Here is an 18,342-nt window from a genome sequence, read left to right on the forward strand (position 1 = left end):
TCTCGGCTCGGTGCACCGGGCGCGGTCCGGGAAATCGGATCGTTACACAACTTCGGACGGGGTGGCGCGTCTTGGGGGTCGTGAGAATGATCCGCATCGCCGGGCTCGGCCTGGCGGCCCTGTTGCTGGCGGCGTGCAGTGGGAACTCGGAAACCGCGGGGACCGCGCAGGCGGTCGGGGCGATCGGCGCGGCGGGCACGCCGACCGCGTCCGGGATGCCGGCGGCGACGGTGGCGTTCCTCCCCGCCGGCGAGGAGCAGCTGAGCCCGAAGGACCCGATCGTCGTCAAGGCGTCGGGCGGCACGTTGCAGGCGGTCGCGGTGACGAACCCGCAGACCGGCAACGCCGTCCAGGGCGAGCTCTCGCCGGACAAGACGACGTGGACCAGCAAGGACCGCCTGCGGTACGCGTCGACGTACCAGGTGGTCGCCACCGCGGTGAACCAGGAGGGCGCGCCCACCGAGCAGCGCGGCGAGGTGCACACGGTCAAGCCGGCCGGGGTCGCCAGCCCGGCGCTGTTCCAGTCGGCTTCGGGTGACTTCGGCGTCGGCCTGATCATCGGCCTGAAGTTCGACCGCGACATCGCCGACAAGGCCACGGTGGAGAAGTCACTCAAGGTGACGTCCTCGCCGTCCCAGGACGGCGGCTGGTACTGGGTGAACAAGCGCGAACTGCACTACCGGCCCAAGGACTACTGGAAGCCGGGCTCGACCGTGAAGCTGGAGACGGCGAACTTCGGCACGCCCATCGGCGGCGGCCTGTACGGCGGCCAGGACGTCTCGGCCACCTACAAGGTGCACGACTCGTGGGTCGCCAAGGCGGACGGCAAGACCCACCAGATCAAGGCGTTCCACAACGGCCAGCTGGTGAAGACCGCGCCGATCAGCATGGGCAAGACCGCCGACACCCCGCCCCGCGGCCCGACGCCGACCTTCAACGGCACGCACACCGTGCTGGGGAAGGAGGACCACAAGATCATGGACTCCTGCAGCTACGGCGTGTGCGAGGGCGACCCGGGGTACTACAAGGCGCCGGAGAACTGGAACGTCCGCATCTCCAACGACGGCGAATACCTGCACGAGAACCTGAAGACGGTGGGCGTGCAGGGCAGCGACAACGTCTCCAACGGCTGCCTCAACATGAACACCGAGAACGCCAAGTGGTTCTTCGACACCTTCAACGTCGGCGACGTCGTCGAGGTGACCAACTCGGGCGGGCCGCAGCTGTCGATCAACAACGGCCACGGCGACTGGGCGATCAGCTGGAGCGCCTGGCAGGCCGGCAGCGCCCTGCACGGCTGAGCCGCGCCGGGGTCACAGCGGTTCGTAGGCGTCGCCGTCTTCGTTGAGCAGCACGTAGGCGGGGGAGAGCTCGGTCAGGCAGGCGCTCAGCGAGGTCAGCAGGTCCTCGAGGGGGACCTGGCCGAGTTCCAGCTCCGCGGCCACTTCGGCGCGGAGCCGGTCGATCGCGGGCTCGTCTTCTTCCAGCTCGGCGTAGGAGGCTTCGAAGGCGTCGCGCATCGCGTCGAGGTCGGGGGCGCACGCGACGACGTCCGGCCAGGTCGGAACGCCGACGACCAGGCGGATCGCACCCTCGAGGTCGGCGGCGAGGACCCCGGCGCTGCCTTCGGAATCGGCGTAGAGCACGGGGCCGCCGTCGCAGACGAAGAACGTGCCGCCCGAGGCGTCGCCGGCGACCGCCTGGAGGGCGCCGCCGGAGGCGAGCCGCACCGGTTCGACCGGGTCGAGGCGGGTGACGTCGAAGTCGAACACGTCGGCCAGCAGCTTGGCGGCGCGCGTGTTGTCGCGGAGGCGATCGAGCATGCCGGAACGGTAGACCCCCGCCGCCGGCTACGCGGGGCCGCCCAGGTGCCGTTGCAGGTGCTGGTGGCGGAACTGGTGGACGGCTCCGTACTGGCGGAGCACGCCGCGGTCACGGGCGTCGTCCAGGAACCGGAACAGCCGCCACGGCAGCCTCCCGCGGGCGGCGAGCACGAGCCGGGCCACCGTGTACCGGGCGTACGCGCTGAGCAACATCCAGGCGGCGGCGTAGCCGAGGACGACCCGGACCGCATACCCGGGGCCCAGCACCGCGAAGACGGCCGCGATCGCCACCATGATCCCGGTACCGGTGACGGCCACTTTCCGGTCCGCGCGCAGCGTTCCGGCCGGACTCGACGGCCGCCGGAGGTCGGCGAGCACCACCAGGCCGTCGCTGCGGCCGTGGCGCAGCCGGTGCCACAGCTTGCGTCCGGACCACCAGGTCAGGAATCCGCCGCCGAGGGCAAGCGCCGTCAGCGTCAACGCCGTGCGAAGGTTGTGCACGAGTCCCGCCGCGACGGCCCGGCCGGCGAGCAGCAGCGCGAGGCCGCCGACGGCGAACGACAACCACTTCGCCATCAGCTGCACGAAGTCGCGCACCTCGGCACGCAGCTTGGGCGTCGAGCGGTCGAAGGCGTGCGGAGCCTCGACGTGGTCGGTGGCGTTGAAGTAGGCGAGCAGCCGCCGGTTCACGGCGGCCGATCCGACCGTGGCCGCGGCCACCAGCCCGGGCACGACGCCGAGGGCGCTGAGCATGCCGAAGCCGAGCGCGGCGCCCGCCGCACCCCGGCAGGTGGGAGCGACCCACCGGAGGGGGCGGTCGAGCTGCCACCACGCGATGTCCGCTGTCCCGGTCGAGGCGAGGTGCCCGAGCCAGCGCCGGGCGGCACTGTGGTGCACCCGGGGCGCCGGGGAGCGGTGACCGGGGTAGTCCGGGTAGACGGCCTGGACGAGGTGCTGGACCAGGTGGGCCTCGACCGAGTCCCAGTCCGGGAAGCGGTCCCGGTCGCCCAGCTCGGCGGGATCGCGGCCGGGGTCCTGGTGGACCACGCGGACCAGCCACACCAGCAGCGGGGTCGGCACGGGGTCCGCGCGCAGCCGGGCGAACAGCGGGGCCAAGCGTGCCGCGCCGCCGGGCACGGTCTCGGCCAGGTAGTCCTCGACGTCGTCCCGCTCGAGCGGCAGCAGTTCGGCGCGGGTGGCACGGGCCAGCCGGATGCCCGCCGCGTCCAGTTCGCCGTACTCGGCCAGGCCGCAGGTGACGACCAGCGGAACCGACGACCCCAGCCGGTTGAGCGCCGCGACCGCCTCGGGGCGCAGGTCGTGCGCGATCGTCTCCAGGCCGTCGAGGACGGGCAGGACCAGGCCCACTTCCAGCAGCGCGGCCGCCAGGGTGATGCGTTTCCCGTTGACCCAGCGCACGGTCCGGCCCAGCCGGTGGTCGCGGGCGAGCCGGCGCGCGAGCCAGTCGAACGGGTGCAGTTCGCCCGGGTGCCAGTCGGTGACCGGGACCAGCACCGGCACCGGCTTGCCACGGGACCACCCGTCCAGCAGTTCGGACACCAGCCGGATCGCCGACACGCTCTTGCCGCTGCCGGGGCGGCCGAGCACGAGCAGCCGCCGGTCCCGGCGGAAGACCGGCCCGATCCGGTCGATTTCGCCGCCGTCGACGCGCCAGCGGGTGCCGAGCGGGCGCGGGTCGTCCAGGCCGAGCCGCAGCACCTCGGCTCGCCACAGGGCGGTGACCGCGCCCGCGAGGCTCGTGGCCGCTTCGACCAGTACCCGGCTGAGGTCCGCGCTCAGCACCGCCGGGTCGAACAGCCCCTCCTGCTTGGCGAGTGGCCCCAGCGCCGGCCGGCCCCAGCGCGGCTGCCCGGTCAGCACCCGCACCAGCTCGTCGAGATCCTCGGGGATCGCGTAGCGGGTGGCGGAATAGGGCTGGAGGAACGCGGGGAGGTCATCGGCGGAGTACCCGGGCAGGACGACCGGCAGGATCTTGGCCGTCCAGCGGGCCCGGTCCGCGGCGAGGTACTCGCGGAGCATCAGCAGCTGGAAACGCGCGTAATCGGGATCCTCGTCGTCCGCTGTGGCCAGCTGTTTGTACCGGGGCGAGCCGATCGCGAGCACGAAATCGCCGTGCTCGATCTGGCGCATCGCCCAAGCGAGCCAGTCGCGCCGCTGGTCCCGCTCCCAGAGATCCAGGCGGACGTCGATGCCCAGTTCACCCCGCAGCTGCTCGGCGAATCCGAGGACGGCCTGGGTGTGCGCACCGGAGTCGTCGGCGTAGGAGAGGAACACCCGGGGTCTTCGAGCGAACGGCTCGTCCGGTGCGTCCACGCGCGAGAGTATAGGGAGCCACCGATCCGTTCTTCACCGCTGGTGACCGGCCCGGCGGTGGGGTACAACCGGAGGGTGGCCGAGCGCGTCCGGCGCCCCGACCCGCACGGCTCCGTCGAGCGTGACGTGCTGGTGCGGTACCTCGACGCCTGGACGGCGACCGTGCTGCGGTCGCCGCGCGGCGGGACGTACGTCGAGTGCGGGGACTTCGCCGCCGATGCCTTCCGGGTCTTCGGCGAGTTCGCCGACCGGCTGGCCGAGCACCACCTGGCGGCCGTGCTCGTGGGCCGTCCGTCGCCGGGTGGCGCGCCGGCCGGGCTCATCGTGCGGACGGCGGCCGACCTGGGGGACGTCGACGTGCCGGGGCCGATGCTGGCGCACCTGACCGGTGCCTGGCCGCCGTCCCTGCTGCGGGGCAAGGCGCACGAGGTGCTGATCGCGGACGAACCCGGTACCGGCCACCGGGAGCGGCTGCGGTCGGCCGGGCTGGGGTGCGCGGTCGCCGTCGACCTGGTGGCCGACGACGGAACCGCGCGGGCACTGGTGTTCGCGACGGCGGACAGCCGCCACCTGGCGACGTTCAAGAACGAACTGTGGGCGGCCGACGAGTTCGCGGGCATCCGCTACCGCGACCCGCGTGACGCCGAGGGCACGCTGGTGGACATCTCGCTCACCCCGCAGCTGCTGCCCCTGCGCCGTGCGCTGCTGGCCGAACTGGGCCGGCACGGCCCGGCAACGGTCGCCGACCTGCAGCGGTTCGCTTTGCTGGAAACGATTTATCGCGCCGAGGACGCGGTCGGGGCATTGACTGCGGCGGTTGCTGCGGGGCAAGTCGCGCGGGAGCCCGAGAAAGGCCGGCTGGGCGCTCGCACGGTTCTCTCGGTGGTGGGCTAGTCGGTCGCCACCTGCTGGACGCTGTCCGTGGCCGGCGACAGGGTCGGGCGCAAAGCCGTGACCAACGCCGTCGTGACCACCAGGTGCATCAGCATCAGGCCGATCACGTTGGCCGCCGTGGCGCCCGCGGCGAACAGCAGCAGGTCCGGCACCCACGTCAGGACCAGGACCGCGGGAACGACCACGCGCAGGGCGTGCGGCGCGGTGCGGGCGATCACGAACCAGCCGATGCTGCCCAGCAGCAGGCCCAGCGCGGTGGCGGGCAGGTAGGCCGCCGGGGCCAGGCCCATGTGGATCCCGCCGTTGTCGAGGGCCAGTGCGCCGAGGGCGATGGCCGTGTTCACCGCCGCGGCCGCCAGAAGCGCGAAGCCGAGGCGGACTGCCGTGGCCGCGGTGGGTTTGGGGGTGACGGTGGTCATCGCTCCTCCTCTTTGGGTTTAACACGCAACCCAAACGGTAGGTTGGGTTGCGTGTTAAAGTCAAGGCGTGAGTGGAGAGGAGCCGGTCCGCTGGCTCGGCGATGACGAGCGGCGCGCCTGGATCAACCTGGCGAAGGTCCTGCTCACGCTGCCGGGCGCGCTGGAGAGCCAGCTGCTGCGGGACGCCGACCTGACGCTGCTGGGCTACATGATCCTGGCCCGGCTGTCGGCGGTCCCGGGGGAAAGCCTGCGGATGAGCGAGATCGCGGAGATGGCCAACGGTTCCCTGCCGCGGATTTCGCACGCGGTCGCGCGCCTGGAAGACCGGGGCTGGGTCACCCGCGAGGTCTGCACCGGCCAGGGCCGCCGGTTCACCACCGCGACGCTGACCGCGGCCGGGCGTGCGCACCTGGAGGCCTCGGCGCCCGGGCACGTCGCCACGGTCCGCCGGCTGGTGACCGATCCCCTCGGCGACGACTTCGTGCGGGTCGGCGACGCCGTGGAGCGGATCGTGGAAACGCTGGGCCTGCCCGTGGAAATCCTGAAATCCGAGTAATTCCCTTGGCGGATATGGAGTTCTGCGACCGGCCGGGCCACACTGGTCTGCGGTCACGGAGAAACTCCGCCCACCCGAGGAGGGGTGTGGAATGCCCACCGCCGTCGAATACGCAGTCGCCGCGCCCCGGCACGACCAGAACGGGTGCGGCGGTGGCCCGCCGGCTCAGAATCTGCACGGTGGTGCCGTGAGCCTGGCCGCCTCGGTCGCGCACCAGGACGTCGTCCCGGCACCGGCCGAGGAGTGGCTGCTCACCGGCCTGCCCGTCGCCCTGCTCGTGGCGGCCGTCGTCTGGCGGCGACGGCGCGGCGGCAAAACCCCGGCCGGGTAGTCAACTCCGGCGGTAGGCAACGTCAACCCGGGGCGCATGACTCGCCGCAGCCGGGCGGCTACGGTGACCCGGTGCGGGCGGCGTGGACGCGGGTGCGGCGGTACGGCGGAGCTCACCCGCAGCTGCTGGACGGGGTGGTGTCCTGGCTGGTCGTCGCCGGCGTCGTGCTCGCCGCCCGTTACGACTACGCCTCCCACGGCCGGGTTTTCGGCCTCCCCGGGGTGCTGCTCACCGCCGCCGCCATCCTGCCGGTCACGCTGCGCCGCCGGGCGCCGGTGACGGTGTTCCTGCTGTGCCTGGCCGGATCTCTCGCGTCGGTGCTGGCCGGGTACTGGGACGCGCTCAACAACTTCGGCCCGCTGCTCGCCCTCTACACCGTTGCGGTGCAACGATCCCGGCGCGTGTCGCTCACCGCCGCCGCGCTCGCCACCGTGGTGGAGGCGGCCGGGACGGCCTCCGCGCACCTGGGGCCGCTGTGGCTGCTGGCCGTGCTCGCCGCGCTGTTGAGCGCGACCACCTGGGCCGTCGGCGACATCCGCCGGATCCTCACCGAACGCAACGCCCGGCTGGAGGTCCTGACCCGCGAGCTCGAACGGGACCGGGAGGCCCGCGCCCGGCGCGCGGTCACCGAGGAGCGGATGCGCATCGCCACCGAACTCCACGACGTCCTCGCCCACCACATGTCGGTGATCGCCGTGCAGGCCGGGCTCGCCGGGTACGTGCTCGAGTCCGACCCGCCGACCGCCGCCGGTGCGCTGCGCGCGGTCAACGACACGAGCCGCCAGGTGCTGGACGAACTGCGGCGGCTGTTCGTGCTGCTGCGGATCGGTTCGGATCCCGTCGTCCCGGCCGGTGATTCTTCGCCGGCGTTCAGCCTCGACCGGATCGAGGTGCTGGCCGAGCGCGTCCGGGCGCTGGGCATCCCGGTCGAGCTGGTCGTCGACGGGGTCGTCCGCCCGCTGCCGGACAGTGTCGCCCTGTGCGTGTACCGGATCGTCCAGGAATCGCTGACGAACGTGGTGAAGCACGCGGGCGGGGCGGGTGCGCGCGTCCGGTTGGCCTACGGCGACACGGTTTTCGTCGCGCGGATCACCGACGAAGGGCGAAAACGCGGTGTCCCCGCGGAATCCGGTGGGCACGGCCTGATCGGGATGCGCGAGCGGGCCAGGCTTTACGGCGGCACGCTGACCGCAGGCCCGCGCGAGCGCGGCGGGTTTGAGGTCGTGCTGACCCTGCCGATAAGCTCGGCAGGAGGAACGGACAACCACTGACGCGCCCGGGGGAAGCGATCGCGGATGGTTCGGGTGCTCGTCGTCGACGACCAGGAGCTGATCCGCGCCGGGCTGGCCGCGCTGATCCGCGCCACACCGGGGTTCGACGTCGTCGGTGAGGCGGGCAGCGGGGAACAGGCCGTCGCCGTCACGGCGGAGCGGCCCGTCGACGTGGTGCTGATGGACATCCGGCTGCCGGGCATCAGCGGGATCGCGGCCACCGGCCGGATCCTGGCCCGGGCCGGCGATCGGCCCAAGGTCCTCGTCCTCACCACCTTCGACCTGGACGAGTACGTCTACCAGGCGCTGCGGGCGGGCGCTTCGGGCTTCCTGCTCAAAGACGCGTCACCGGACCAGATCCTGGCCGCGATCCAGGCGGTCGCGGCCGGCGACATGCTGTTCGCGCCCGCGGTGACGCGGCGGCTGGTCGAGGCGTTCACCCCGCCCGCCGAACACCCGGTCCCGGCGCTGACGTCGTTGACCGAACGGGAAACCCAGGTGGTGCGCCTGGTCGGGCACGGCATGTCGAACGCCGAGATCGCCGACCGGCTCACGGTCAGCGCCGGCACGGTGAAGACGCACCTCAACCGGGCCATGGGCAAGCTCGGCGTGTCCAGCCGGGCCCAGGCGGTCGTCGTCGCCTACGAGTCCGGGCTGGTCGTCCCCGGGGCGGGCCGCCGGTACGCCGGCGGTTGAGCCCGGCTGATCCGCTGGTGCACCGGGGAATCCCCGGCTGCCGCACGATTCACGCCGGGAACAGCACCTGCGGGAGATGTCCCTTTCCCTTGCCGTGGCTAGATTTCCTCCTGCGCGCATCGAAATCCGGAACAACCACGGAGGGGAACGGAAACATGGGCAGGATGTTGACGCGGATGATGCTGGTCGCACCGGTGCTGGCGCTGGGGACGGCGGTGGTGGCGGCCGCGCCGGCCTCCGCCGCCTACGACGACAGCTTCACCGTCCACACGACCGACGGCTGCGGTGCGGTGGAGTTCGTCGACTACGGCGCGGGGGCACCCGGCGGCGGCAACAACGACGACTACGCGGTCGTGCACGACTACTGCGGGGATGGGCACGGCGTGAAGGCGTGGGCGTGGCTCGATGGTGTTCTCATCGGGTCCGAGTACAACGGCAACGGGCTGGCCGGCGACCCGGTCGTCTGGGATCCGTTCAAGGCCTACGGCAACGTCATCGCCGGCGACTCGGTGGGCCTCAAGGTCTGCCTGGTCGACGGGAACGGGGATCCCACGCCCGCCCGGTGCGCCTCGAAGACCCACACCAGCGTCGACGGCTGAGCGCGAGGGGGTGACGGAACGCCGCCCGGGGAGCCTCAGCGTCCCCGGGCGGCGTTCGCGCGGTGCCGGTACAGCAGCCACCCGAAGTACGGTGCGCCGATGATCGCGGTCATCAGGCCGGCGGGCAGCTGGCCGGGGGCGATGACGGTGCGGCCGGCGGTGTCCGCCACGCAGACGCCGATCGCGCCCAGCAACGCCGCGGTGGGCAGCAGGCGCGCGTGCCGGCTGCCCACGATCGCGCGGGCCGCGTGCGGGGCGACCAGGCCGACGAACGTCAGCACCCCGATGCCCGCCACCGCCGCGCCGGTCAGCAGGACCGCGCACGCCAGCAGCAGCAACCGCGTCCTGGCCACCGGCACGCCGAGCACGCGCGGCGTTTCGTCGTCCAGCGCCAGCAGGTCGAGCTCCCGCCGCGTGCGGACCAGCACCGGCACCACCAGCAGCAGCGCCAGCGCCATCGGCACCAGGTGCGGGAAGCTCCGGCCGTAGGTCGAACCGCCCAGCCAGGTCAGCGCTTTGGTCTCGTTCCACGGATCGGACAGGGTGATCAGCAGCGTCACCAGCGCCTGCGCCGCCGCGTGCACGCCGAAGCCGATCAGGACCAGCCGTTCACCGGTGAACCCGCCCCGGGCGGCCACGGCGAAGACCACGGCCATCGCCAGTGCGGCGCCCAGCCCCGCGGAGCCGGTCAGCGTCCAGAACCCGACCCCGGACACGGCGGTCAGCACGGTGACCGCGCCGAGGCCCGCGCCGCCGACGACGCCGATCATCCCCGGCTCGGCCAGCGGGTTGCGGGCGACGGCTTGGGTGAGCGCGCCGCCCAGCGCCAGCGCCGCGCCCGCCAGCAGCGCGGCGGCCACGCGGGGCACGCGGGTGTCCAGCACGCCCGTGACGATCGGGCCCGCCCGCCCGGTCACCCCGTTGACGACGTCGCCCAGCAGCAGTTTCGCGTCCCCGAGCAGCACCGCGCCGACGGCCACGCCGGCCACCCCGAGCACCAGCACGCCCAGCGTCACCCGGTACCGGGTGGCGCTGACGCCGCCGCGGGCGCCGGCCGCGGGTGGTTCGGCGGCCGCGGACGTGCTCCGGGCGGTCCGGGCCAGTACCACGAGGAAGAGCGCGCCGAGGATCGTCGTCACGACCCCGGTCGGCACCGCCAGTGCGCGTTGCGGGCCGGCGACCGCGCGCAGCAGCACGTCGGCGCCGAGCAGGAGCGCCGCGCCCAGCGCCGCGGCGCAGGGGAGCAGCACCGCGTGCCGGTGCAGGCCCGGCACCACGGGCGCGAGCAACCGGGCCACCGCCGGCGCGGCCAGCCCGACGAACCCGATCGGGCCGGCCAGCGTCACCGCGGTCGCGGCCAGCAGCACGGCCAGCCCGATCGCGGCGGCCCGCGTCCGTCCGATGTGGACACCCAGGGTCCTGGCGTGGTCGTCGCCCACGTGGATCAGGTCGAGCCGGCGGGCCAGGCCGAGCAGCAGGGCCAGCGCCGCGGCGGCGACCGGGCCGAGCGTGCGGATGCCGCCGAGCCCGTTCTGCTCCAGCGAGCCCTCGCCCCAGGCGAACAGGCCACGGGTTTCCTGTGCGTACAACAGCAACAGGACCTGGGTCACCGACATCAGCGCCAGCGCGATCGCGGTGCCCGCCAGCACCAGCCGCACGATCCCGGTGCCGCCGGTGCCGGCCAGCGCGAGCACGAACGCGGCCGCGGCCAGCCCGCCCGCGAACGCGATCCCGGCCGCGCCGAGCAGGGGCAGGGAGACGCCGAACGCGGCGACGGCGACCACCGCCAGGTGTGCGCCGGCGTTGACCGCCAGGGTGTCCGGCGACGCCAAGGGGTTGCGGGACACCGACTGCAGCACCGCGCCGGCCACGCCGAGCGCGGCCCCGACCACCAGCGCCGCGAGCAGGCGCGGCAGCCGCGACTCGACGACCACCGCCGTCGTGTCGCCGGTCGCCCCGCCGGACAGCAGCCGCAGCACGTCCAGCGCGCCGAGGTTCGCGGTGCCCTGGGTCAGGTGCACGGCCGACCCCACCAAGAGCAGGACGGCGAGCCCGCCGCCGAGCAGCGCGAGCCGCCCGCGCCGCCGGACGGCGGTCACGGGCGGCTCGGCTCCGACCAGGGTGGCCACGCTACTTCTGCAGTGCGGCGACGGCCGCGTCGACGAACTGCGCCATGGACTTCGGCCCGCCGAACATCCACAGCGCGTCCGGGAAGCGGTGCACCTTGCCGCTCTTGACGAACGGCAGGTTCGTCCAGATCGCGTTGCCGGCCAGCTGCTGCTGGTACGGATCGCCTTCGGCGGTGTTGGCGATGTACCAGAACCGCACGTCGGGCAGCTTGGTCAGGCCTTCGACGTCGGCCTGCGCGAGGCCGTAGACCGCGTCGCCCTCCATCGGCCAGGCCGTTTCCAGGCCGAGGCGGCCGAACACCGCGGACACCAGCGCGCCCTTGGTGTAGGGCCGGATGCTGACCGAGCCGGACGTGACGTAGGCGTCGGAGAAGGCGACCTGCTGCCCCGCGGCGCCGAGCTTCGCCACCGCGTCCCGGCCCGCCGCCAGCTTCTGCTCGAACCCGGACTTCAGCTGCGCGGCCGCGGCTTCGGTCCCGGTGGCCTTGGCGATCGTGTCGAGGTTGGCGTACATCCCGGCGATCGGGTCCTTGGCGTTGCCGCCGTTGATGACGATGACCGGGACCTTCGCCTCGATCTGTTCGAGCGCGCCTTCGGTCACGCTGTCGGTGACGACCACGAGGTCCAGGCCCAGCGAACCGAGCGTGTCGAGGCTCGGCTCGCCGCGGGTGCCGATGTCCTTCGGCGTGCCGTCGAGCTTCTCGGCGCTGACCCACTGGCCGTAGCCCTTGATGTCGGACACGCCGACCGGCATGACGCCGAGGGAGACGAGGTGCTCGACGGCGTTCCACTCGGTCGCCGCGACCCGCTTGGCCGGGCCGGGCAGCTTCACCTCCTTGCCGCGCGAGTCGACGACGGTGACCGGGCCGGTACTGGTTCCGGTGGCGGCGGCGTTGTTCGCGGGCGCCTCGGTGGTGCCGCAGCCGGCCACGAAGAACGTGGCGGCCGCGGACAGGCCGAGGAGCATCCGGGTGAGGCGCATGGTTCTCCTGATTTTTCGTGGTTCAGACGAGTGCGGAGTCGTTGAAGCGGCCGACCGCGCGGGTGTGGATCCGCCCGTCGGCCGGGTCGGTGACGACGTCCACGCGGATGCCGTAGGCGCGGCTGAGGTTCTCCGCGGTCAGCACTTCGGCGGGGGTGCCTTCGGCCGTGACGCGGCCGTCTTCGAGCAGCAGCACCCGGTCGGCGACCGCGGCGGCCTGGTCGAGGTCGTGCAGCACCACGCCGACGCCGACGTCGTGCCGGTCGGCGAGGTCGCGGACGACGTCGAGGATCTCGACCTGGTAGCGCAGGTCGAGGAAGGTCGTGGGTTCGTCGAGCAGCAGCAGCGCGGTGTCCTGGGCCAAGCAGGCGGCGAGCCAGACCCGCTGCGCCTGCCCGCCGGAGAGGGCCTGCACCGGCCGGTCGGCGAGGGCGGAGAGCCCGGTCAGCGCGAGGGCCCGGTCGACGGCGGCGGGCCCGTCGGCGTCGCGGCCGCCCCAGCGCGACCGGTGCGGGTGCCTGCCGAACTCGACCAGCTCCCGGACGCACACCCCGCCCGGCGCGCTCCGGTGCTGCGACAGCAGGGTGATCCGCTTGGCCACGTCCTTTCCGGACAGTGCACGCAGGTCGGCGCCGTCGGCGAAGGTGACCGAGCCCGCGGCCGGCGGGTGCAGCCGGGCGAGCGCCCGCAGCAGCGTCGACTTCCCGCTGCCGTTCGGGCCGATCAGCGCCGTGACGGTACCGGCGTCGAGGGAGACGGACGCGGCACGCACGACGACGTCGCTGCCGTAGGCGACGTCGACCTCACGGGCGTGGACGCCGGAGCGGGGGACCAGGGACACACGAGGATAATAAGGTCAGGCTTACCTAACTTACAAGGTGGCGGACGGCGCAATCCGGACGTCGCTCATCGCGCGGGCTTCCCGGGCAGGCGGCCGAGGTAGAGGTCCCTGGCCACCAGGCTGACCGCCAGGTGGTCGGCGAGCGGGTCGAAGAAGGCGCTGCGGTACTTGGCGTCGGTGACCGTCGAGGCGGCGAAGTACAGCCCGGAGAACGCGGCGATGAACAGCGAGACCTGCAGCAGCTCCTGGGGGATCGGCAGCTGGATGCCGAACAGCGTGCCGCCCGCGGGGTCGCGGCCGATCCACGCCTTGATCACCGCGTGCTGCACCGCGACGATCCCGAAGAGCACGAAGAAGACGAAGACGAGGGTGGCGAGCACGAAGGTCTGCAGCACCTGGGTCAGCATCAGGACGAGCACCATGTTCGCCCGTTCCAGCTTGGTGAGCGGGAGCCGTTCGACGTCGTCCGCCAGGAACTCCGCCAGCGGCGTTTCGCGCAGCTTGTCGAGGCCGACCGGGGCGGTGCGCGACTGGGTCAGCCGGGTGACCTCGTCCTTGAGCGCCGCCAGCAGGAAGACCACGGCGACCACGGCGAAGAGCCCGGCCACCAGCCACATCCGCTGCCGCGGCAGGGCGGCGCCGACCTGCCAGATCTCGGTGGTGAAGAACCCGAAGACGGTGAACAGCAGCAGGAGCGGCAGCGCCCGGCTGGTCAGCTCGCCGAGCAGCCGCGTCTGGCGGTAGGCCGCCCGCAGCGCCCAGCCGACGATCGAGCCGACGCCGACGAAGGCGGCCGCGAACAGCCCGGCCAGGATCAGCAGCTGGGTGAGGAGGCCGAGGGGCAGCGAGTCGCCGTCGACGACCACGTCGGCGACGGGCACGACGACCACGAACACGGCCGCCATGACCGCGGCGGGCACGGTGCCGCCGCGGTCGACCAGCTTGCGCCGCACCCACCGCGCGGTGAGCCACGAGCCGAGGGCGGGGAAGACGACCAGGCTCAGCAGCAGGCCGGTGTAGCCGAGCGCGAAGAGATCGCTCTCCATGAGCCGGTCGAAGTCCGCGTCGGTCTCGCCGTCCACTGCGGACAGCACGGCGGTGAGCACCCGCCAGGCGGCGATGAACACGACGGCGGGCGCGATGCGGACCAGCAGCTGCGCGGGCCGTCCCCGCACGACGGCGGGCAGCCCTCGCCGCCGGAACCACTGTTCGACGGCTTCGACGCCGCGTTCCTCCGCCATCTTCGCCTCCCGATCGGCGCGGCCGCCGCCGGGATGCTAGCGCGGGCCGGGCCCGGTTCAGGAGCCCCACACCGTACCGACCGGATGGTATGTTGACCGCGTGATCGAAGTGGCGCGCCGGACGTGGCGCATTCTCGAGCCCTACCACGGGATGATCTACTTCGCCCCCGAAGCGACCGCCGCGTACGAGAAGCTCGGCCTGACGGGCCGCGCGGGCTACTTCGCCTCGCGATCGGCGGCGCTGGGCAAGGTCCCGGCTCCGGTCGTCGTCGCGACGTTCTACAACTTCAATCCGGCCCTGGTGCACGACTCGATCCGGGCGGCGTGGTCGGCGACCGAGCCGGAGGCCGTCCTGGAAGCGCGGCACGCGGCGGCGGACCGCACGCTGCGCGCCACCCTCGGCGACGCGATCGACGCGCCGGAGATGCAGCGGGCGGCGTCGCTGGCCCGCGAGGCGGCGGAAACGATCGCCGGCGACGTCGTCGGCCGCCCGTTGTTCGCGGCGCACGCGGCGCTGCCGTGGCCGGAGGAGCCGCACCTGGTGCTGTGGCACGCCCAGACGCTGCTGCGCGAGTACCGCGGCGACGCCCACATCGCGGCGTTGCTGACGGCGGGCCTGAGCGGCATCGAAGCACTCGTCACCCACGCGGCGTCCGGAGCGGTGCCGGCGGAGACGTTGCGCAAGTCCCGCGCGTGGTCCGAAGAGGACTGGAGCCGGGCGATCGCCGGCCTGCGGGAGCGTGACTGGGTCACCGGCGACGGGGCCTTCACCCCGGCGGGAGCGGCCCACCGCGAGGAGATCGAGAAGGCGACGGACGAGAACAGCGTGACACCGTACGCCCGGATCGGGGAGCCGGCCTGCGAGGAACTGCAGGCGCTGGTGCGGCCGTTCAGCCGCGCCCTGTCGGAGAAGCTGATGCCCTGGATGCTCGCGCGCCGGTAGCCCCGGGGTGCGCCCGGCCCGTGGCACCGTGGTATCCCACCGGGCATGGACAACGGGCCGGTGCTCAGCAGCACCAGGGTGGCGGCCGGGCTGCTGGTGGCCGTGGTGGGGACGGCGTGGGCGGTCGGTGGCACGGACCAGCTCCTCCGCATCGGCCGGCTCGCCCTCGTCGTGCTGCCGGTGCTGTTCGGCGTGGTGGCGGTGGTGATGGTGGTGCGCGCGGCGATGCCCGCGGGCACGGCGGCCGGGCCGGTGGCGCTCCTGGCGCTGGCTGCCGGCGGACTGCTGGCCGCGGCTCTGGTGTTCGGGTGGGTGAGTCCGGCTAACCTGACCGATACCGCGGCGGTCGCGGTGACGGGAGGTGGACTCGCCTTGGCCCTGTCCCGCCGCCGCGTGCACCACGAACTCGACGCCATCATCCGCCGACGCGCTGCCATGTTACTGAGCCGGAAAGAGCTGCGGATTGTCGGTGACGCACCGGAAAAATGTGTTGTGCGTGCCGTTCTCGGCGGCCAAGTCACCCTCAACCTGTCCGAGGCGGAATACCCGCCCGGCAGCGACGGCATCGTCGTGGACATCACGGTGTGGTGCGGCCGGGTCGTGATCAGCGTTCCCGCCGGCTGGCAGGTGCAGGCCGGCCGCGTGGAACTGGCCCGGCGCATGCAGTACGACGGCGAACTGGAGGTGTTGAAGAGCGCCGAGCGTCGGGTGGTGCTGAATCTCCAAGGCCTAGGCGGTTTCGTCGGGGTTCGACGCGGTCGCTGACGGGTGCTCGTACGGCACCACCATTCCGGGGAAAGCCAGTGGCGTCGTGCCGGCCGTTTCGCGGAGGAAGCGCGACAGTGCTTTGTTGAACGGGATTTCCTCGGCGATCGACGGTGGAAGCGGGAGGTGCAGCGCGGTGAGCATGTCGAACCGGTGCAGGTCGACCGCCGCGGCCAGCAATCGGGCGTGACCGGTGGCCGCGCGCAGTGCGGCCCGGTAAGCGACAGCGGCTGTGAGTGTGGTGAACAACGGAACCCACGTCCAGCCGCTCGGATGCCACAACACCGGCAGGGACACTGCGGTTGCTGCCGTCAGTGCGACGCAGACGGCGCACATCATGTCGATGATCTCGAGGTTGCGGGAGATCGAACCGCTGATCGTCGGTGACAACGACGGCCACAAGCGTTCGGTGATCGCGTTGAGTTCCAGGCCGTAGCGATCTCCGGCGGCGTCCTCGCCTACCCGCAGGACATTACCGATCTGCGTCGGCATCAGCCGGCCTTCCTTCGGATATCCCTGTAGCGCCTGGCTTGCTCGCCCGGCTGCGCGGCGCAGGCGCCAGGTTCGCTGCGCCTGCATGACCACCGCTTCGAAATCGCCGGCTTCCGGGTCCGGTATCTGGACGTTGGAGACGATCTTGGCGCTGTGCCGCCGGCGCCGGTGCTGTTCGGTCGCGACTTCCTGCAGCATGGTCAACGCGCGGGTACGCCAGTAACCCTCCAGGAACTGGACCAGTGCGACCTGGAACGGTCGCAACAGCACTCCGGCCAGCACGATGCCGATCACCACGAGCCCGGCCTGCACCGGCCGCAGGTGGTCCACCACAGCAACGATGTCGGTCGGGTGGTCGGTGTACGCCCCGGCGGCGACGAGCAGCGACACGAGCGCGGCCAGGAGTGTCACCGGCAGCAGGTTGGTGAGGTTGAACCGGCCACTGAAGAGTTTGACCATCTGCTGGCCCAGTTCGCCGAGCATGCCCGCCCCCTACGGCCGATCCGATGCCGGGACGTATTCCGTTCGCAGGCCGCAGCCCTTCGTCCGGCACCGCGGCGGGGAATCTTCGTACTGGCTCAGGAACAGCCGGTGCCCGTTCGGGCACCGGTACTCGTACCGGTTGCCGTTCGATCCGCCGCGGCTCATGTGGTTCGACTCGGAAGTCATCAACGCGAGCGCAAGGCGCAGCAACGTCGCTCGGTGCCCGCCTCGCCCCATCAGAGCAGTATCCGACCCGATCCGGTGACCGGCAAGGGGCGGGCCGTCCCCTCGAAGCGAGGAGACGGCCCGCCCTCGGGACTCAGCCGCGCGCCGCGGCAACCGGGGGCATCAGCTTCGGGTACTCCTTCTGGAACTTCTCGATCATCGTGGCGGACGGGACGATCCGGTTCGGGTTCGCCTGGCTCGTCGCCTGCTTCTCACCCCACGCGCCGGCGGCTTTGCGCTGGTCGGGGGTGCCGTGGCTGTGGTAGCAGTCGCCGATGGAGGCGTCCAGGTAGGTGACCTCCTGCTGGGTACGGGCGTTCCAGGCGAAGCCCTTGGCGTGCGCGACGAAGTAGCCGCCGTAGGCGTCGGGGCCCATCTCGGACGACTCGTTGCGCGGGTGGTTCTCGTGGGCGAAGTCGACCTGGTGGCCGTACTCGTGCCCGAGCACGGACTCCACCGAGACGTCGTCGAACCCGAGGACGTCGACGGTGTCGAGCAGGCCGTCACCGAGCGCGACGCGCTTGCCGCCGAGGCTGCCGGCCGGGGCGGCGAACGCGTTCAGGGTGATCAGCGGGTTGCGACCGCCCTGCAGCGCCGGGATTTCGTAGAGCACCTTGGTGGCGAGCGCGGCCGCGGCCTTCACCTTCGCCGGTGCGAGCCCGAGGCTGAAGGTCTGCGCCATCTTCGCCTGGCTGCCGAGGTCGGTGCCCTTCCAGGCGACGAGCTGGATGTTCCAGCTTTCGATGTCCCAGAAGCCGCGCAGCTTGTCGATCGTCGTGGTGGCGCGCGCGGTGTACTGGCCGTCGGTGCCGAAGACCTGCGGGGTCTTGTCGGACGCGACGCCCTGGACGTAGAGCTGGCTGAGCCCGGACAGGGCGTCGAGCGCCTTGTTTTCGAGCGGGGACAGCTGGGCCGCGAGCTTGTTGGCGTAGGTCAGCAGCGAACCCTCGGTGCAGCCGGGGATCGGGCCGTCGTCGGCCTGGGTCTGCGGGCCGATCCGCGGGATCGGCGACTCGATGAGCCGGTCGACGTGGCGCAGCGCATCGGCGGGCAGGCCGTCGTAGAGATCGACGACGTACTGGTAGAGCTGAGCGACATCCTGCTCGACCACGGAAGGTTCGGCCGCGGCGGCCGGAACGGCCGTGGCGAGCACGAGCGCCGCCGCGGTACCGGCGGCCGCGAGTGTCTTGCCGAGGAATCCTGTCGGCATGGGCAAGGTGGTTTCCCCTCTTCGATTCCGTGTCAAGATCACCAAGCACCGCCACAGTAGGGCGGTGCTTGGCAGCGGAACCGGCGCCGGGACAACAACCCCGGAATG

At 72.3% G+C, this 18,342-nt stretch carries 18 protein-coding genes; 9 read left to right on the forward strand and 9 right to left on the reverse strand.

What is annotated here, in order from left to right; translation table 11 throughout:
* Positions 1–86 precede the first annotated feature (86 nt).
* Entirely contained in the window at positions 87–1,301 is a 1,215-nt protein-coding gene (locus HUT10_RS42470; protein WP_176176359.1) for an Ig-like domain-containing protein, read from the forward strand.
* A 12-nt stretch (positions 1,302–1,313) separates the two neighbouring features.
* Here HUT10_RS42470 and HUT10_RS42475 read toward each other — a convergent pair whose 3' ends face one another.
* Entirely contained in the window at positions 1,314–1,823 is a 510-nt protein-coding gene (locus tag HUT10_RS42475) for a hypothetical protein (RefSeq protein WP_176176360.1), read from the reverse strand.
* Between the two features lie 27 nt (positions 1,824–1,850).
* The gene (locus HUT10_RS42480; RefSeq protein WP_176176361.1) at positions 1,851–4,157 is read right to left on the reverse strand and encodes an SEFIR domain-containing protein; all 2,307 of its coding nucleotides are present in this window, start codon (positions 4,155–4,157) and stop codon (positions 1,851–1,853) included.
* Between the two features lie 75 nt (positions 4,158–4,232).
* Between HUT10_RS42480 and HUT10_RS42485 the strand changes: the two genes are divergently transcribed.
* Complete coding sequence (locus HUT10_RS42485; protein ID WP_176176362.1) at positions 4,233–5,051, forward strand: hypothetical protein; 819 nt, start codon at positions 4,233–4,235, stop codon at positions 5,049–5,051.
* On the opposite strand, the gene HUT10_RS42490 is transcribed toward HUT10_RS42485, so the two are convergent.
* Complete coding sequence (locus HUT10_RS42490; protein WP_176176363.1) at positions 5,048–5,470, reverse strand: hypothetical protein; 423 nt, start codon at positions 5,468–5,470, stop codon at positions 5,048–5,050. The genes HUT10_RS42485 and HUT10_RS42490 overlap by 4 nt on opposite strands.
* Positions 5,471–5,537: 67 nt before the next feature.
* Between HUT10_RS42490 and HUT10_RS42495 the strand changes: the two genes are divergently transcribed.
* The 5 genes from HUT10_RS42495 to HUT10_RS42515 all read left to right on the forward strand — a co-directional run bounded on the left by HUT10_RS42495 (position 5,538) and on the right by HUT10_RS42515 (position 8,923).
* Complete coding sequence (locus HUT10_RS42495; RefSeq protein WP_176176364.1) at positions 5,538–6,026, forward strand: MarR family winged helix-turn-helix transcriptional regulator; 489 nt, start codon at positions 5,538–5,540, stop codon at positions 6,024–6,026.
* A gap of 187 nt (positions 6,027–6,213) precedes the next feature.
* On the forward strand, positions 6,214–6,357 hold the full coding sequence (locus HUT10_RS42500; RefSeq protein WP_176176365.1) for a hypothetical protein: 144 nt from the start codon (positions 6,214–6,216) through the stop codon (positions 6,355–6,357).
* 71 nt (positions 6,358–6,428) lie between these two features.
* Positions 6,429–7,628, forward strand: coding sequence for a sensor histidine kinase (locus HUT10_RS42505; RefSeq protein WP_176176366.1), 1,200 nt, complete (start codon positions 6,429–6,431; stop codon positions 7,626–7,628).
* A gap of 24 nt (positions 7,629–7,652) precedes the next feature.
* Complete coding sequence (locus HUT10_RS42510) at positions 7,653–8,324, forward strand: response regulator transcription factor (RefSeq protein WP_176176367.1); 672 nt, start codon at positions 7,653–7,655, stop codon at positions 8,322–8,324.
* Positions 8,325–8,488: 164 nt separating this feature from the next.
* Positions 8,489–8,923, forward strand: a complete 435-nt coding sequence (locus HUT10_RS42515) for a hypothetical protein (RefSeq protein WP_176176368.1) — start codon at positions 8,489–8,491, stop codon at positions 8,921–8,923.
* Positions 8,924–8,958: 35 nt separating this feature from the next.
* Here the strand turns inward: HUT10_RS42515 and HUT10_RS42520 are convergent, their stop codons facing one another.
* The 4 genes from HUT10_RS42520 to HUT10_RS42535 form a co-directional block, all read right to left on the reverse strand.
* Complete coding sequence (locus HUT10_RS42520) at positions 8,959–11,052, reverse strand: iron ABC transporter permease (RefSeq protein WP_176176369.1); 2,094 nt, start codon at positions 11,050–11,052, stop codon at positions 8,959–8,961.
* A gap of 1 nt (position 11,053) precedes the next feature.
* Entirely contained in the window at positions 11,054–12,034 is a 981-nt protein-coding gene (locus HUT10_RS42525; RefSeq protein WP_176176370.1) for an iron-siderophore ABC transporter substrate-binding protein, read from the reverse strand.
* Positions 12,035–12,056: 22 nt separating this feature from the next.
* Entirely contained in the window at positions 12,057–12,806 is a 750-nt protein-coding gene (locus HUT10_RS42530) for an ABC transporter ATP-binding protein (RefSeq protein WP_254897517.1), read from the reverse strand.
* Between the two features lie 134 nt (positions 12,807–12,940).
* Positions 12,941–14,116: a hypothetical protein gene (locus HUT10_RS42535; RefSeq protein WP_176176372.1), complete on the reverse strand. Its 1,176-nt coding sequence runs from the start codon at positions 14,114–14,116 to the stop codon at positions 12,941–12,943.
* Positions 14,117–14,216: 100 nt separating this feature from the next.
* Here HUT10_RS42535 and HUT10_RS42540 point away from each other — a divergent pair, with 100 nt between their 5' ends.
* Complete coding sequence (locus HUT10_RS42540; RefSeq protein WP_176176373.1) at positions 14,217–15,059, forward strand: hypothetical protein; 843 nt, start codon at positions 14,217–14,219, stop codon at positions 15,057–15,059.
* Between the two features lie 45 nt (positions 15,060–15,104).
* Entirely contained in the window at positions 15,105–15,824 is a 720-nt protein-coding gene (locus tag HUT10_RS42545; protein WP_176176374.1) for a hypothetical protein, read from the forward strand.
* Here the strand turns inward: HUT10_RS42545 and HUT10_RS42550 are convergent.
* Positions 15,789–16,799: a hypothetical protein gene (locus HUT10_RS42550; protein ID WP_176176375.1), complete on the reverse strand. Its 1,011-nt coding sequence runs from the start codon at positions 16,797–16,799 to the stop codon at positions 15,789–15,791. The two genes, HUT10_RS42545 and HUT10_RS42550, sit on opposite strands and share 36 nt — an antisense overlap.
* A 319-nt stretch (positions 16,800–17,118) precedes the next feature.
* A complete protein-coding gene (locus HUT10_RS42555; protein ID WP_176176376.1) occupies positions 17,119–18,234 on the reverse strand; it encodes a M48 family metalloprotease in 1,116 nt (371 codons plus the stop codon).
* Between the last annotated feature and the right edge of the window lie 108 nt (positions 18,235–18,342).

Origin of the sequence: Amycolatopsis sp. Hca4, from assembly GCF_013364075.1 — a bacterium.
GTDB lineage: Bacteria > Actinomycetota > Actinomycetes > Mycobacteriales > Pseudonocardiaceae > Amycolatopsis.